Source organism: Streptomyces sp. V3I8 (assembly GCF_030817535.1).
Lineage (GTDB): Bacteria > Actinomycetota > Actinomycetes > Streptomycetales > Streptomycetaceae > Streptomyces.
On record NZ_JAUSZL010000002.1, the window covers coordinates 5,863,831 to 5,878,941 of the forward strand.

The 15,111-nt window shown below is 73.1% G+C and carries 12 protein-coding genes; 7 read left to right on the forward strand and 5 right to left on the reverse strand.

Annotated elements, in window-relative coordinates:
• Nucleotides 1–46: 46 nt before the first annotated feature.
• From QFZ75_RS26060 to QFZ75_RS26070, 3 genes are all read left to right on the forward strand, one after another.
• Complete coding sequence (locus QFZ75_RS26060) at nt 47–1,429, forward strand: glycine--tRNA ligase (RefSeq protein ID WP_307540641.1); 1,383 nt, start codon at nt 47–49, stop codon at nt 1,427–1,429.
• Between the two features lie 223 nt (nt 1,430–1,652).
• A complete protein-coding gene (locus QFZ75_RS26065) occupies nt 1,653–2,657 on the forward strand; it encodes an aldo/keto reductase (protein ID WP_307540642.1) in 1,005 nt (334 codons plus the stop codon).
• A gap of 25 nt (nt 2,658–2,682) precedes the next feature.
• Nucleotides 2,683–3,267, forward strand: a complete 585-nt coding sequence (locus QFZ75_RS26070; RefSeq protein WP_307540644.1) for a TetR family transcriptional regulator — start codon at nt 2,683–2,685, stop codon at nt 3,265–3,267.
• Between the two features lie 31 nt (nt 3,268–3,298).
• Here QFZ75_RS26070 and QFZ75_RS26075 read toward each other — a convergent pair whose 3' ends face one another.
• The gene (locus tag QFZ75_RS26075; protein WP_307540646.1) at nt 3,299–3,502 is read right to left on the reverse strand and encodes a hypothetical protein; all 204 of its coding nucleotides are present in this window, start codon (nt 3,500–3,502) and stop codon (nt 3,299–3,301) included.
• Nucleotides 3,503–3,647: 145 nt separating this feature from the next.
• Here QFZ75_RS26075 and QFZ75_RS26080 point away from each other — a divergent pair, with 145 nt between their 5' ends.
• Nucleotides 3,648–5,138: an RNA polymerase subunit sigma-70 gene (locus QFZ75_RS26080; protein WP_307540648.1), complete on the forward strand. Its 1,491-nt coding sequence runs from the start codon at nt 3,648–3,650 to the stop codon at nt 5,136–5,138.
• 148 nt (nt 5,139–5,286) lie between these two features.
• A complete protein-coding gene (locus tag QFZ75_RS26085; RefSeq protein WP_307540651.1) occupies nt 5,287–6,054 on the forward strand; it encodes an SDR family NAD(P)-dependent oxidoreductase in 768 nt (255 codons plus the stop codon).
• Between the two features lie 20 nt (nt 6,055–6,074).
• Here the strand turns inward: QFZ75_RS26085 and QFZ75_RS26090 are convergent, their stop codons facing one another.
• The gene (locus QFZ75_RS26090) at nt 6,075–7,502 is read right to left on the reverse strand and encodes an MFS transporter (RefSeq protein ID WP_307540653.1); all 1,428 of its coding nucleotides are present in this window, start codon (nt 7,500–7,502) and stop codon (nt 6,075–6,077) included.
• Nucleotides 7,503–7,603: 101 nt separating this feature from the next.
• On the opposite strand from QFZ75_RS26090, the gene QFZ75_RS26095 reads away from it, so the two are divergent.
• Nucleotides 7,604–8,590: a helix-turn-helix transcriptional regulator gene (locus QFZ75_RS26095; RefSeq protein WP_307540654.1), complete on the forward strand. Its 987-nt coding sequence runs from the start codon at nt 7,604–7,606 to the stop codon at nt 8,588–8,590.
• An 83-nt stretch (nt 8,591–8,673) separates the two neighbouring features.
• Here QFZ75_RS26095 and QFZ75_RS26100 read toward each other — a convergent pair whose 3' ends face one another.
• On the reverse strand, nt 8,674–10,116 hold the full coding sequence (locus QFZ75_RS26100) for an MFS transporter (protein ID WP_307540656.1): 1,443 nt from the start codon (nt 10,114–10,116) through the stop codon (nt 8,674–8,676).
• A gap of 79 nt (nt 10,117–10,195) precedes the next feature.
• Between QFZ75_RS26100 and dusB the strand changes: the two genes are divergently transcribed.
• On the forward strand, nt 10,196–11,362 hold the full coding sequence (gene dusB / locus QFZ75_RS26105) for a tRNA dihydrouridine synthase DusB (protein ID WP_307540658.1): 1,167 nt from the start codon (nt 10,196–10,198) through the stop codon (nt 11,360–11,362).
• Between the two features lie 225 nt (nt 11,363–11,587).
• Here the strand turns inward: dusB and QFZ75_RS26110 are convergent, their stop codons facing one another.
• Both QFZ75_RS26110 and QFZ75_RS26115 read right to left on the reverse strand, forming a co-directional pair.
• On the reverse strand, nt 11,588–13,531 hold the full coding sequence (locus QFZ75_RS26110) for a glycogen debranching N-terminal domain-containing protein (RefSeq protein WP_307540660.1): 1,944 nt from the start codon (nt 13,529–13,531) through the stop codon (nt 11,588–11,590).
• The gene (locus QFZ75_RS26115; RefSeq protein WP_307540662.1) at nt 13,528–15,039 is read right to left on the reverse strand and encodes a trehalase family glycosidase; all 1,512 of its coding nucleotides are present in this window, start codon (nt 15,037–15,039) and stop codon (nt 13,528–13,530) included. The genes QFZ75_RS26110 and QFZ75_RS26115 overlap by 4 nt, the downstream gene beginning before the upstream one ends.
• Between the last annotated feature and the right edge of the window lie 72 nt (nt 15,040–15,111).

Sequence of the window (15,111 nt, forward strand, 5' to 3'; positions counted from 1 at the left end):
GCCGCACCAGTCAATTTTCGCCCGTCGTCGTAATGAAGAGAGCACCGTGGCCGCCGACAAGATCGACTCCATCGTCAGCCTGAGCAAGCGCCGTGGCTTCGTCTATCCGTGCAGTGAGATCTACGGCGGCCAGCGGGCCGCCTGGGACTACGGACCGCTGGGTGTCGAGCTCAAGGAGAACATCAAGCGTCAGTGGTGGCGCTACATGGTGACGTCGCGCGAGGACGTCGTCGGCCTCGACTCCTCCGTGATCCTGGCGACCGAGGTCTGGGTGGCCTCCGGTCACGTCGCCACGTTCTCCGACCCGCTCACCGAGTGCACCTCCTGTCACAAGCGGTACCGCGCCGACCACCTCGAAGAGGCCTACGAGGCCAAGCACGGCCGCCTCCCCGAGAAGGGCCTGGCCGACCTCAACTGCCCCAACTGCGGCAACAAGGGCACCTTCACGGAGCCCAAGCAGTTCTCCGGCCTGCTCTCCACGCACCTCGGCCCGACGCAGGACAGCGGCTCCGTCGCCTACCTGCGCCCCGAGACCGCGCAGGGCATCTTCACCAACTTCGCCCAGGTCCAGCAGACCTCGCGCAAGAAGCCGCCGTTCGGCATCGCGCAGATGGGCAAGTCCTTCCGCAACGAGATCACGCCCGGCAACTTCATCTTCCGCACCCGCGAGTTCGAGCAGATGGAGATGGAGTTCTTCGTCAAGCCGGGCGAGGACGAGAAGTGGCAGGAGTTCTGGATGCAGGAGCGCTGGAACTGGTACACCGGCCTGGGCCTGCGCGAGGAGAACATGCGCTGGTACGACCACCCGGCCGAGAAGCTCTCGCACTACTCCAAGCGCACCGCCGACATCGAGTACCGCTTCCAGTTCGGCGGCAACGAGTGGGGTGAGCTGGAGGGCGTCGCCAACCGCACGGACTACGACCTCTCCGCGCACTCCAAGGCCTCCGGCCAGGACCTCTCCTACTTCGACCAGGAGGCCGGCGAGCGCTGGACGCCGTACGTCATCGAGCCGGCGGCCGGTGTCGGCCGCGCGATGCTGGCGTTCCTGCTGGACGCCTACGTCGAGGACGAGGCGCCCAACGCCAAGGGCAAGATGGAGAAGCGGACCGTGCTGCGGCTCGACCCGCGGCTCGCGCCGGTGAAGGTCGCGGTGCTGCCGCTGTCCCGCAACCCGGAGCTGTCGCCGAAGGCCAAGGGCCTCGCGACCGCCCTGCGGCAGCACTGGAACATCGACTTCGACGACGCCGGCGCGATCGGCCGCCGCTACCGCCGGCAGGACGAGATCGGTACGCCGTTCTGCGTGACCGTCGACTTCGACACGCTCGAGGACAACGCGGTGACCGTGCGCGAGCGGGACTCGATGAAGCAGGAGCGGGTCTCCCTCGACCAGATCGAGGGGTACCTGGCGAGCCGCCTCGTCGGCTGCTAGCCGCTCGCGGACGGCGCGGCAGTCGTTCGTCCACGGGTGCGTCGCGGCCGGCCGCGCAGTTCCCCGCGCCCCTGGGTAAGTGGCCCTCGGCCCCCTCACGTACGTGAGGGGGCCGAGGGCTTTTCGGTTGCCGGGATGGTGACAGCTGACAGATATTGAAATCTGTCAGCTGTCATGCCAAGGTGGGGGCATCGCTTCGTCACGGACGTACAAGGAGTGCCAGATGATCCACCGGACCCTCGGAACCACCGGTCCCCAGGTCTCCGCCCTCGGACTCGGATGCATGGGGATGTCCGCGCTGTACGGGGACGCCGACCGGGGCGAGGCCGTCGCCACGATCCACGCCGCCCTGGAGGCCGGCGTCACGCTGCTCGACACCGGCGACTTCTACGGCATGGGGCACAACGAGATGCTGATCGGCGAGGCGCTGCGGAGCGCCCCGGCAGCCCGGCGTGAACAGGCCCTGGTCAGCGTGAAGTTCGGGGCCCTGCGCGATCCTCGGGGCGCCTGGTCCGGCTACGACGGGCGGCCCGCCGCGGTGCACAACTTCGCGGCGTACTCGCTGCAGCGGCTCGGCGTCGACCACATCGACGTCTACCGCATCGCGCGCGTCGACCCGGACGTCCCCATCGAGGAGACCGTCGGCGCCATCGCCGAACTCGTCGAGAAGGGGTACGTACGGCACATCGGGCTGAGCGAGGTGGGCGCGCAGACCGTGCGCCGGGCGGCGGCCACCGCCCCGATCGCGGACCTGCAGATCGAGTACTCCCTCGTCTCGCGCGGCATCGAGGACGAGATCCTGCCCACCACCCGTGAACTGGGCATCGGCATCACCGCGTACGGCGTGCTGTCGCGCGGCCTGATCTCCGGGCACTTCACGCGCGACCGGCAGCTCGCCGCGAACGACTTCCGGGCGTTCAGCCCCCGCTTCCAGGGCGAGAACCTCCAGCACAACCTGAACCTCGTCGAGGCGCTGCGGAAGATCGCCGAGCGGAAGGGCGTGTCCGTCGCGCAGATCGCCATCGCCTGGGCGCTGTCCCGCGGCGAGGACATCGTGCCGCTGGTGGGCGCCCGCACCCGGGAGCGGCTGACGGAGGCCCTCGGGGCGCTCGACGTCGTCCTCGACACCGCCGACCTCACCGCGATCGAGGACGCGGTGCCGGCCGGGGCCGCCGCGGGCGACCGCTACCCGTCCGCGCAGATGGCACACCTCGACAGCGAGCGCTGACCGCGCCGCCGGTACGGTCGTCACCATGGGGACCACCGAGATCCTGACCGCCGAGCGCATCCTCGAGGCGACCGAGGAGGTGCTGCGCCGCCACGGGCCCGCGAAGGCCACCGTGGTGGACGTGGCCCGCGCGCTCGGCGTCAGCCACGGCAGCGTCTACCGGCACTTCCGTACGAAGGCGGCGCTGCGGGAGGCGGTCACCAAGCGGTGGCTGGACCGTACGTCGGAGATGCTCGACGCCATCGTCGCGCAGGACCGTGACCCCGAGGCCCGCCTGCGGGACTGGCTCGCCGCCCTGTTCACCGCCAAGCGCCGCAAGGCGGGCGACGACCCCGAACTGTTCGCCACGTACATGGTGCTCACCGGGGAGAGCGGCGAGGTGGTCGGCGAGCACATAGCCACCCTGACCGGCCAGCTGACGACGATCATCCGGTCCGGTGTCGACTCGGGCGCCTTCGCCGTCGCCGACCCCGCCGCCGGAGCCCTCGCCCTCTTCCACGCCACGGACCGCTTCCACGACCCGTGCCATGCCGGTGCGTGGGAACAGCCCGCCGTCGAGGACGAGTTCGCGGCGGTCGTGGAGCTGGTGCTGCGGGGGCTGCGCGCCTGATCCGGCCGCGGGCCCGGCGAGGTGCGGTTTTTCAGGTGCGCGCCGGGTCCACCGTCGCCTGGTGCGCCTGTGTGAGGTGTTCCTCGGCCTTCAGCCAGGGCAGGAACTGGGCCGCCCTGCGCCAGCCGCACGTATCGCATCTGATCGTCCGCTGCATGCCCGAGCGCTGCACCCGTACGACGTGCTCGCGGCCGTGCTGGTCCCAGCGGCTCACCTTGCTGGTGTTCGTCTGCACCGTGCGCCTCCTGGTCGTCGCGCTCCGGTTCCGGCGCGCTATGGAGTGTGCAGCAAGAACAACATCAACAGGGGTCCGTGTGAAGTGAGTTCTGTGCGCGTTCCGCGCGTTGCGGGGCTCGTGGTGCAGGTTCTAGCGTGCAGGTATGACAGGGAAGTGCCAGACCTGCGGGCGCCCGATCGAGGGCGGCGGGGGCCCGGGCCGGACGGCCTCGTACTGCTCGCAGGCGTGCCGTCAGCGCGCCTACCGGGAGCGGCGGCGGCCGGCCGCCGCGCCCGCCGGGGAACTGGTCGCCGACCTGGGCGACCGGCTGCGGCGCCTGCGGCTGGAACCCGCGCCCGCCTTCCACGCCGATGTGGAGGCCGTGTCGGCGCGTTTCGCCCAGTTGCGCCGGCTCGCCCGGGCAGCGCGTGAGACCCACGGGGCCGAAGAGGCCGGTGGGGCCGAAGAGGCCGGTGGGACGGAAGGGGTCGCCGCCACCGCGGACGGGGAATCCGTCACGCCCGCCGCCGTGACGAGTGCCGGCGCCGCGGCCCCCGGTGTGCCGGACTCCGGTACCGCGGTCCCCGGTGTGCCGGACTCCGGTACCGCGGTCCCCGGTGTCACGGGTTCGCGTGTGACGGAATCCGGTGTCGTGCGGGCGGCGGGAGAGCGGGCCGGGGAGGGCGACTTCGACGCCCTCGTCGAGGCGCACCGCAAAGAGCTGCGGGTGCACTGCTACCGGATGCTCGGTTCGTACGACGAGGCCGAGGACCTCACCCAGGAGGCGTTCCTGCGGGCCTGGCGGGCCCGGGACGGCCTGGCGGACGTCGGCAACCCGCGGGCCTGGCTCTACACGATCGCCACCCGTGTGTGCCTGGACTTCCTGCGCGGGCACAACCGGCGGCCCGCCCCCTACGAGCCGGTGCCGGGCATGGACTCCGGTGACGGCCCGCCGCCCCCGAGCGTGCCGTGGCTCCAGCCGTTCCCCGACGACCAGCTGCCCGGGGCCGTCGGGCCCCGGCCCGAGCCGGACGAGGAGGCGGTGGCCGGCGAGACCCTGGAGCTGGTCTTCCTCACCGCCATCCAGCACCTGCCGCCCCGCCAGCGGGCCGCGGTGATCCTGCGCGACGTCGCCGGCTGGTCGGCCCGGGAGACCGCCGACCTGCTCGGCTCCAGCCAGGCCTCGGCCAACAGCGCCCTGCAGCGCGGCAGGTCGGCCCTGCGGGAGGCGCTGCCGGGCCGCCGTGAGGACTGGTCGGCGCGTCCGCCCACCGCCGGCGACCAGGAACTCCTGCGCCGCTACATGGAGGTCGTGGCCCGGGCCGACATCGACGCCATGGTCGAGCTGGTGCGGGAGGACGCCGTGCTCACCATGCCGCCCAACCCGTTCTGGTTCACCTCGCGCGACGCGCTCTTCGCGTTCGTGCGGCCGAACCTCGATCCGGCCTCGCCGATGTTCGCCGGCCACTGGCGGCACCTTCCGGTGCGGGCCAACGGCCAGCCGGCGGTCGCCGGTTATCTGCGACGGCCCGGGACCAGCGTCTTCCGGGCCCAGCTCATCGACGTCCTGCGGGTCGAGGACGGCCTGATTGCCCAGATCACCACCTTCGAACCCCACCTGTTCGCGGCCTTCGGACTGCCCATGACGCTCTGAGCCCCGTTGAGCCCGTACGCGACCTGTACGGTCGGTGAAGTCCGTACGGGGCCGTACCGGTGGCGCCGGGAGCGATGAGTTTCCGCGGCGGGCACGTCATACAGGACGACGGGCGCACCACGCGCCCCCACCGAAGGGTCGAAGAGCCATGCTGCAGAACAAGGTCGCGGTCGTCTACGGCGGAGCGGGTTCCCTGGGCGCGGGTGTCGCCGAGGCGTACGCGGAGGCCGGGGCGCGGGTGTTCCTCGCCGGCCGGACGGAGAAGACGCTGCGCGAGGTCGCCGACGCGACCGGGGCCGCGTACGACGTGCTCGACGCCGGTGACGAGGAGGCCGTCGAGGCGCACGCCGCCTCGGTCGTCGAACGGGCCGGCCGCATCGACATCTCGTTCAACCTGGTGCCGCGCGGCGACTTCCAGGGCGTCCCCCTGACCGACATGTCGGTGGCGGACTACACCCGGCCGGTCACGCAGGGCATCACCTGCCAGTTCATCACCGCCCGGGCCGCCGTCCGCCGGATGTCCGCACAGGGGTCGGGTGTGGTCCTCGCCCTCAACAGCGGTTCCCACAACGGCAGTCCGATGCTGGGCGGCACCGGGGCGGCCGACGGCGCGCTCGACGCGCTGATCCGCCAGTTCGCCCAGGAGGCCGGTCCGGCGGGCGTCCGCGCGCTCGGCATCTGGACCGCGGGCGTGGTCGACACCCTCACCCCCGAGAAGCTGAGCGCCGCCGGTGCGCCCGCCCCGGACGAGGCGGCCGTCGAGGGCATCCGCGCGCACCTCGACAGCCTGCGGATGACGAGGCGCTCGCCCCGGATCGCGGACATCGCGGCCCTCGCGACGTTCCTCGCCTCCGACGCGGCGACCGGTCTCACCGGCACCTGGGTCAACGCGACCGCCGGGATGTTCCCCAGCTGACCGGCCCCGGGGCGGGCGGCTCAGGTGATCTCGCGGGGCAGCCGCAGGCTCAGGGCGGTGGTGAGGACGACACCGGCGAGCTGCACGAGCAGGGTCACCGCCAGGGCGTCGCCCATGCCGTGGCCCGGGACGAGACTCAGGAACAGGGTGCCGAGGGTGGCGACGCCCAGGGCCAGCGCGGACTGCTGGACGGTGATCATGACACCGCCGCCCACCCCGGCGCGGTCCGCCGGCACCTCGGAGAGGACGACGCGGAACAGGACGGGGAGCTGCAGGGCCTGTCCCGCGCCCGCGACGATCACCCCCGGCCAGAGTTCGAGACCGCCGACGTGGGGCCAGGAGCCCCACACCGTGAGGGCGAGGACGCCCACGCCGACCGCCTGGAGCAGGCCGCCCGCCGTCACCACGCGCGTACCCCAGCGGGTCACGAGGCGGGGGCCCAGCAGCGACATCACGAAGAAGGAGAGCGCCATCGGCGCGAGGGTGAGGCCGGCCCGGACCGGGCTCAGGCCCACGCCCTGCTGGAGCGCCACCGCGATGACGAACATGAAGCCGCTGAAGCCGATGGAGAAGGGGACCATCATCACCAGGCCGCGGCGCAGGGGCAGGTTCGAGAAGAGCCCCGGCGGGACCAGCGGGGTGCGGCCCCGGCGTTCCGCCCGGCGCTCGACCAGGTAGAAGGCGGTCGCCGCGACGGGGGACAGGGCGAGCGACAGCCACGTCCACAGGGGCCAGCCCGCCGCCCGGCCCTCGGTGAGCGGGGCGAGCAGGGAGACGAGGGTCACGGCGAGCAGGACCGTGCCGGGGACGTCCACCGGCTGCGGGTGCTGCGAGCGCGTCTCGGGGACGGCCCGCGCGGCCAGGAACAGGCCCAGCAGCACGACGGGTACGTTCACCAGGAAGACCGCGCGCCAGCCGGTGCCCGCGATGTCCGCCGCGACGAGGACGCCGCCGAGTATCTGCCCGGCCACCATGGAGAGGCCGGCCGTGGCGCCGTACAGGCCCATCGCCCTGGCGCGGCGCGGTCCCCGGGTCGCCGCCTGGATGGTGGCGAGGACCTGCGGGAGCATCGCCGCGGAGGCCGCGCCCTGGGCGGCGCGCGCCGCGACGAGCGTCCAGGCCGTCGGGGCGAGGCCGCACGCCAGCGAGGTCAGCCCGAAGGCCACCATGCCGCCGAGGAAGAGCCGGCGCCGGCCGAACATGTCGCCGAGCCGGCCGCCGAGGACGAGGAGCACGGCGTACGCGACTCCGTAGCCGGAGACGACGAGTTCCAGGACCGCGTCGCCCGCGGCCAGGTCGTGGCCGATCGTGGGCAGGGCGACGTTCACGATGAAGAAGTCGACGAGGGGCAGGGCCGCGCCGAGCAGCACGGTGAACAGTCCGAGCGCGCCGAGCAGGGGTGGGCCGGCCGGCGGGCGGGTGGTGCGGGGAGCCAGGGTTTCGGTCACGGAACCGATCGTCCGCCCGTTCCCAGCCGGGTACCAGAGTCTTCTTATCCTGGTAGGAGGAGTACCTGGCAACAGGGTCCGCGGGACGGCAGGCTGGAGACATGACGATCACGGCCGGGGAATCAGGGGTGGGTACGGCGGCAGCCGCAACGGCGGGGGCGGGGGTGGGGGTGGTCGCAGGGGGCCTGGTGGGCGTACGGGAGCCGTCGGCCGCCGGTGTGCCCCTGCGCGGGCCGGACGGGCGGCCCGCGGGGGAGTCGGAGGTACGGCGGCACGAGCTCGCCGCGTTCCTGCGGCACCGGCGGGAGCACATCACGCCCGAGCAGGTGGGCCTGCCGCGGGGCAGCCGCCGCCGCACGCCGGGGCTGCGGCGGGAGGAGGTCGCCCAGCTCTCCTCGGTGGGCGTCACCTGGTACACGTGGCTGGAGCAGGCCCGGGACATCCAGGTCTCCGTGCAGGTCCTCGACGCGCTCGCCCGCAGCCTGATGCTGGACTCGAACGAGCGGGCCCATCTCTTCCAGCTGGCCGGCGCCGTCGACCCGACTCCGGCGTGGCGGTGTCCGACGATCACACCGGCGCTGCTGCAGATGCTGGAGCAGCTGGAGCCGCTGCCCGCCTGCATCCAGAACAGCCGGTACGACATCCTCGCGTACAACCGCACGTACGGCCGGCTGCTGTGCGACCTCGACGAGGTGGCGCCGGAGGACCGCAACTGCATGCTCCTCATCACGACCAACGAGCAGTGGCGGTCCTCGATCGTGCTGCTCGACGAGACGGTGCGGCTGATGGCCGCGAAGTTCCGGGCGGCCATGGCCGGGCATCTCGCCGATCCCGCCTGGAAGATGCTGCTCAAGCGGTTGTGCGCCGAGTCGGAGGAGTTCCGGGAGGTGTGGGGGCGGCACGAGGTGGTGGGGGCGCGGAGCAAGACGAAGCTGTTCGACAACCGGTACGTGGGGCGGCTGACGCTCGTCCACACCGATCTGTGGCTCGGGCCGGCGCAGGGGGCGCGGATGGTGACGTACGCGCCGGCGGACGGGGAGTCGCGCGAGCGGCTCGAACGGTTGCGGGGCGCTGCGGGGCGGGCCTGAGCCGTGGGGGGACCGGCCCGCACGTGCGGGCCGGTGGGGGTTGGTCGCGCAGTTCCCCGCGCCCCTGGGGAGGCGGGGCGGGGTCAGTGGATGCTTGCCGACTCCTTGATTTCCGGCGCTTCCAGTGCGTGGGCCGTGCGCTCGGCGGAGCGGCGGGCCCGGGGGCCGCTCGTCGCCGCTCCCACCACCAGGACCACGAGGCCGCAGGCCGCGATGATCCACCATGCGGGCCGCGCCGCCGGGACGAACGCGCCCCGGTAGGAGGCCGTGCCGACCCCCGAGGCCAGGACCGCGCCTATCACCGCGACGCCCAGCGTCTGGCCGATCTGACGGCTGGTGGAGGCGACCGCCGCCGCCACCCCCGCCTGCGCCCGGGGCATCCCCGAGACCGCCGTGTTCGTGATGGGCGCGTTCACGAAACCGAAGCCCAGCCCGAACAGCACGTACCCGATGACAAGCGTCACGTTCGCCGTCTCCGCCTCGAACGCCGCGAACAGCACCCCGCTCGCCGTCATCGCCGTACCGGCCACCAGCAGGGACAGCCGCGGACCGCGGTTGCCGACCAGGCGGCCCGACAGCGGCGCGCAGACGAACGTCATCGCCGCCATCGGCAGCATCCACAGTCCCGCGTGCAGCGCGCTCAGGCCCCGCACGTTCTGCAGGTACAGCGTCGACAGGAAGAGGAACCCGCCCAGCGCCGAGAACGCGCTGACCGCCACCACCGTCGCCCCGCTGAACGGCGCCGACCGGAAGAAGCGCAGGTCGATGAGGGGTTCGTCGCGCCTCGGCTCGTACCAGAGCAGAGCGGTCAGCGCGGCGAGCGCGACCGCGCCGAAGACGACGGTCTCGGCGGCGCCCGAGTCGGGCGCCTCGATGATCGCGTACGTCAGGGAGCCGAGCAGCGCGATCACCAGGAGCTGGCCGACGGGATCGGGGCGGCGGGCCTTCGGGGCGCGGGACTCGGGCACGTACCGCAGGGTGAGCAGGAGCGCGGCCAGGCCCACCGGCAGGTTGACCCAGAAGATCGAGCGCCAGCCGACCGAGTCCACCAGGAGGCCGCCGACCAGCGGGCCGGCGGCCATGGATATGCCGACCACGGCGCCCCAGACACCGATCGCGCGGGCCCGCTCACGCGGGTCCGTGAAGGTGTTGGTGATGATCGACATGGCGACCGGGTTGAGCATCGAGCCGCCGACCGCCTGGATCATGCGGAAGGCGACGAGCGACTCCAGGTCGGGCGCGAGCGAGCACAGGACCGAGCCGATGGTGAAGACCACCAGCCCCGCCATGAAGACCTTCCGGCGGCCGATGCGGTCGGCGGTCGAGCCCGCGAGCATCAGCAGGGCGGCGAGCACGAGCGTGTACGCGTCGATCGTCCACTGCATGCCCGACAGGCTCGCGTGCAGATCCTTCTGCATGGAGGGCAGCGCGACGTTGAGAACGGTGTTGTCGAGACTCACGATCAGCAGGCTCATGCAGCAGATCGCGAGCACCAGCATGCGCCGGCGGGGGCTGAGCTCAGGCATGGCACCAGGGTACGCCCATGTCGGTAGTGTCCCTAACTAACGACTACCGTCACGGGCCGGCGTACGTGACAATGGGGCCATGCCCACGCTCACATCCATGCCCGCGCCCGCGGTGAACACCGCGCTGCAGATCGGTCCGCACACCGTCCGGCCGCCCGTCGTGCTCGCCCCCATGGCGGGCATCACGAACGCGCCGTTCCGCACCCTGTGCAGGGAGTTCAGCGGGGGCAAGGGGCTGTTCGTCAGCGAGATGATCACTACGCGGGCGTTGGTCGAGCGCAACGAGAAGACGATGCAGCTGATCCGGTTCGACGCGTCGGAGACGCCGCGGTCGATCCAGCTGTACGGCGTCGACCCCGCGACCGTCGGCAAGGCCGTCCGCATGATCGCGCAGGAGGGGCTGGCCGACCACATCGACCTGAACTTCGGCTGCCCGGTCCCCAAGGTGACCCGCAAGGGCGGCGGTTCGGCCCTCCCGTACAAGCGGCACCTGCTGCGGGCGATCCTGCGCGAGGCGGTGTCCGGGGCGGGGGACCTGCCGGTCACCATGAAGATGCGCAAGGGCATCGACGACGACCACATCACCTTCCTCGACGCCGGGCGGATCGCGGTCGAGGAGGGCGTGACGGCGATCGCGCTGCACGGGCGCACCGCGGCCCAGCACTACGGCGGGACGGCCGACTGGGACGCGATCGCCCGGCTGAAGGAGCATGTTCCGGAGATCCCCGTCCTCGGCAACGGCGACATCTGGTCGGCGGACGACGCGCTGCGGATGGTTCGGGAGACCGGGTGCGACGGGGTGGTGGTCGGGCGGGGCTGCCTCGGGCGGCCCTGGCTGTTCGCGGACCTGGTGGCGGCGTTCGAGGGGCGGCCCGGTGACTTCGCCCGTCCGGCCCTCCGGGAGGTGGCGGCCGTGATGGTGCGGCACGCGACGCTGCTCGGGGAGTGGCTCGGGGACGAGGCCCGCGGGGTCATCGACTTCCGCAAGCACGTGGCCTGGTACCTGAAGGGGTTCGCGGTCGGGTCGCAGATGCGCGGGCGGCTCGCGGTCACCTCGTCGCTGGCGGCGCTCTCCGAAGGGCTGGAGGAGCTGGACCTCGACCAGCCGTGGCCGGTGGGCGCGGACGGCCCCCGCGGACGGACGTCCGGCAACAACCGGGTCGTCCTGCCGGACGGTTGGCTGAAGGACCCCTACGACTGCGCGGGCATCAGCGAGGACGCGGAGCTGGACACGTCGGGGGGCTGACGGCCGGCTCCGGCGGCGGCGGACCCGTCGACGACCGATCGCGCCGTTCCCGCGCCCCTGAAGGATGCCGGCTTGCGGTTGTCCGTCCGGTGCGGGTCGGCGGCGCCGTTCCCCGCGCCGCCCTTTGAGGGCTCGGGCCGAGGCCCTGCTTTTCAGGGGCGCGGGGAACGGCGCGACCAGCCCCCACGGACCCGCAGCCGAAATTGGAGCCCCCGCCGGCAGGCGCTACGCGCCGCCCACCGCCGTGAGCAGCGCCAGCGGCGCGGCCGCGGACCGGGACTCCCGGACGCACGCGTGCGGATACGGGACCGGCTCTGCATGCGTCCCGCGGCCGTACCCCGCGAGGACCTCGGGCAGCCGGTGCCCCGCGGCCGTCGCCGCGTCCACCAGCCCGTGGGCGACCGTACGGGCCTCGTCGTGCAGCCCGTACCGCGCCAGCCCCAACGTGATCAGCGCGTTGTCGTGCGGCCACACCGAACCGCGGTGGTACGACAGCGGATGGTAGGCGGGCTGGCCCGCGGCGAGCGTCCGTACACCCCACCCCGAGAAGAAGTCCGGCTCCAGCAGGCGCCGCCCCACCACCTCCCCGTACTCCTTGTCCAGCAGCCCGGACCACAGCAGGTGCCCCGCGTCGGACGCCAGCGCGTCGACCTGGTTCCCGTCGCCGTCCAGCGCGAGCGCCGGGAAGGAGCGGTCCGCCATCCAGAAGTCCCGCTGGAACCGGTCCCGCAGATCCCCCGCGGCCTGCTCCAGCAGCGCCGCGTACACCTCGTCGCCCCACACCGTCCGCGACAGGTGCGCCGTGCGCCGCAGGGCGTCGTAGGCGTACCCCTGCGCCCCCGCCGCCATCACCGGACCGCTCGGCCGGCTGCCGTCGCCCGAGCAGATCGCGCCGGGCGAGTCCTTCCAGTTCTGGTTGGCGAGCCCGCCCTCGTCCGCGCGGTAGACGAGGTAGCCGCGCGAGGTCAGCCCGCCGTGGTCCAGCATCCAGCCGACCGCCGCGCGGGCGTGCGGTTCCAGGCGGCGGGCGAGCACCGCGTCCCCGGTCTGCTCCACGTACGCGCCGAGGAGGACCAGGAAGAGCGGGGTGGCGTCGACCGAACCGTAGTAACGGCCGTACGGCACCTGCCCGAAGTGCGCCAGCTCCCCGTGCCGCACCTCGTGCACGATCTTGCCCGGCTGGGCCACCGCGCCCACGCCGACCTCGGTCGCCTGGACCGCCGCGAGCGCGGGCAGCGTGGCGGCCGCCAGCTGGGGGCGGTAGGGGAGCGCGAAGAGGGAGGTGAGGAGGGCGTCGCGGCCCAGGAGCGTCAGGAACCAGGGGACCCCCGCCGCGGGGACGCGCAGGTCCTCGCCGTCGGGGCCCTTCGCCGGCACCTGGAGCACCGCCAGGTCGGACACGCCCCGCGCGCACGCCGCCGCCAGCTCGGGCCAGCCCGTCGGGAAGGGCACACCCCGCGCGAACTCCCCCTCCAGCGCTTCGAGCCGGGCGTTCGCGGCGGCCGGGGTGAGGGGTACCTCCGGAGGCGCCGCGCCGTGCGGGCGCGCCGCCACCCGCAGGGTCAGTCCGGCCGACCCGTGCGGTTCCAGGCCGAGGGACCAGACCAGGCGCCGCGCGCCCGTGCCGGTCTCCTCCACACCGTCGGGCGCGGGCTCGCCGGTGACGGTCGTACAGGACCGCCACTCCCCGCGCCGGTAGCCGAACTCCACGCCGTCGTCCAGGATCCGGCGGGAGCGGACGGCGCCCGTCTTGGCGTACGTGCGGTGGTCGGAGCGCAGCTCGAACTGGTCCGTGAAGTCGGCGTCCGCGGTGACCGCGATCCGGACCGTCGTCGGCACCGGGCGGTTGCTCGTGATCCGCAGCGTCTCGACGAACGAGCCCTCCGCGACCGCCTGTTCGCGGAAGACCGTGTGGGCGGGCGGCTCCTGCCGGCCACCGCGCGGCACGAGCACGCAGCGGGCGACGTCGCCGTCCGCGACCGGTGACAGGGTCTCGGGCACCGCCCCGTCGACGGTCAGCTGCCAGCGGCTCAGGTGCCGGGCGTCGCGCACGAACAGTCCGTCGGGGGCGGCGTGCGAACTGCCGCCCCGCACACCGCTGATGTCTCCGCCGTCGTCCACGGCCGCGAACGTCCCGCCGTGTACGAGCAGATGATGCCGGTCCGTCATCGCAGGTCCCCTTCCAAGGCACCTTCGCCGAACTCCTCGGTGGTGCCGTGCGCCGCGCCGGGCGCGTCGGCTCCCTCGTCGTGCAGCAGGTCCAGCGTCAGCGCCGCGGTCCAGCTGAAGCCGAGCGCCCCGCAGGCCTCCCCGGTGTACGGGTCCACGTACTCGGCGAACCCGGAGGTGTCCGCCGTCTCCAGCAGGGCGTCGCGCAGTTGCCGCGCGCGGGCGTGCTCCCCGTGCAGCCGCAGCCCGCGCTCCACCAGCCAGTTGGTGTTGAACCAGGCCGGGCCGCGCCAGTACCGGTGCGGGTCGAAGGCGTGTCCGGTGAGGTCGTAGCTCGGCACCAGCCGGGTCGCGCCGCCCAGCCCGAAGTGCGGTCCCCGCAGGGTGCGTACGAGTGTCGCGGCGGTCTCGCGGGGCAGCGTGGGCAGGATCAGCGGGACGAGGCCGGACACCCCGCGCTCGGGGACGAGTTCGTCCGTGCGTACGTCCCGGCAGAAGAACATGCCCTCCGCCGGGTCCCACAGCCGGTCCACCAGCGCCGCCGTCAGCCGCTGCGCGCGGGCGTGCCGGGCCGTACCGGTGGCCCCCAACTCCCGTGCGATACGGGCCAGCGCGTGCTCGGAGGCGATCAGCAGGGCGTTGAACGCCGGGTCCTCCACCGCGAAGCCGCCGGTACCGCCGCCGCCACTGCCGCCACCGCTGCCGCGGCGCCCGCCGTTCCCGTACCCGCCGTCCTCGTACCCGCCGTCCCGGTAGTCCGCCGCCAGGCGTACGTACCGGCCGTAGTCCAGGTCGGTGGGCCGGTCCTCGGCGGCGCCGTGGTCCAGGTCCGCGCGGCGGAAGGAGCGCGCCGGGGCTGGCGTCACCCGGGCCAGCGGCGCGTCCCAGCTCGGCGCGTTGTCCATGCCCTGCTCCCAGGGGTGGACCACCGAGGCGAGCCCCCCGCCGCCCAGGTCCCGGCGGTGCAGCAGATAGCGGTGCCAGGCGGCCAGGCGCGGGTAGACGCGGGACAGGAAGGACCGCGACCGGGACAGACCGGGGTCCGCGGTGTGCACCAGCCAGGCGGCGAGCGCGTGCACCGGTGGCTGCACGATGCCCGAGGTCTGTACCGTTCCCGGGGCGCCCGCGGCGTGCCCCGCGGTCGAGGAGCGCCAGAAGTCGGGGCTCGGGAAGTACGCGTCGAGGGGGACGGAAGGGTTGAACACGATGTGCGGGATCCGGCCGTCGCCCCACTGCGCGCCGAGCAGTGTCTCCAGCTCCGTCTGGGCCCGCAGCGGCGACAGGTGGCGCAGCCCGACGGCGATGAACGCCGAGTCCCAGGACCACTGGTGGGGATACAGGCTGCGGGAGGGGACCGTGGAGGCGCCCGTCCAGTTGCCGTGCAGCACCTCGGCCGCCCGGCGGTGCAGCGATCCCGCCGGGCGGACCGGGGCGTGCACGGCTGTTCCGGCCCGGCCGTGGCCGTGGTGCGCGGTGCGTGGTGCGGTGAGCTGGGATGTGCGGTTCACTCAGGTCTCCCCGAAGACATGCGGCCGGCCGGTTCGGCGTGAACTGCCGTAGAGTTACGTCTATTTAACACG

Excerpts from the sequence above, each read along its gene's own strand:
- QFZ75_RS26095 (WP_307540654.1), top strand. The coding sequence starts at position 7,604 with ATGACGATCACGGCCGGGGAATCAGGGGTGGGTACGGCGGCAGCCGCA.
- QFZ75_RS26080 (WP_307540648.1), top strand. The coding sequence starts at position 3,648 with ATGACAGGGAAGTGCCAGACCTGCGGGCGCCCGATCGAGGGCGGCGGG.
- dusB (WP_307540658.1), top strand. The coding sequence starts at position 10,196 with ATGCCCACGCTCACATCCATGCCCGCGCCCGCGGTGAACACCGCGCTG.
- QFZ75_RS26065 (WP_307540642.1), top strand. The coding sequence starts at position 1,653 with ATGATCCACCGGACCCTCGGAACCACCGGTCCCCAGGTCTCCGCCCTC.
- QFZ75_RS26110 (WP_307540660.1), bottom strand. The coding sequence starts at position 13,531 with ATGACGGACCGGCATCATCTGCTCGTACACGGCGGGACGTTCGCGGCC.
- QFZ75_RS26085 (WP_307540651.1), top strand. The coding sequence starts at position 5,287 with ATGCTGCAGAACAAGGTCGCGGTCGTCTACGGCGGAGCGGGTTCCCTG.
- QFZ75_RS26070 (WP_307540644.1), top strand. The coding sequence starts at position 2,683 with ATGGGGACCACCGAGATCCTGACCGCCGAGCGCATCCTCGAGGCGACC.
- QFZ75_RS26100 (WP_307540656.1), bottom strand. The coding sequence starts at position 10,116 with ATGCCTGAGCTCAGCCCCCGCCGGCGCATGCTGGTGCTCGCGATCTGC.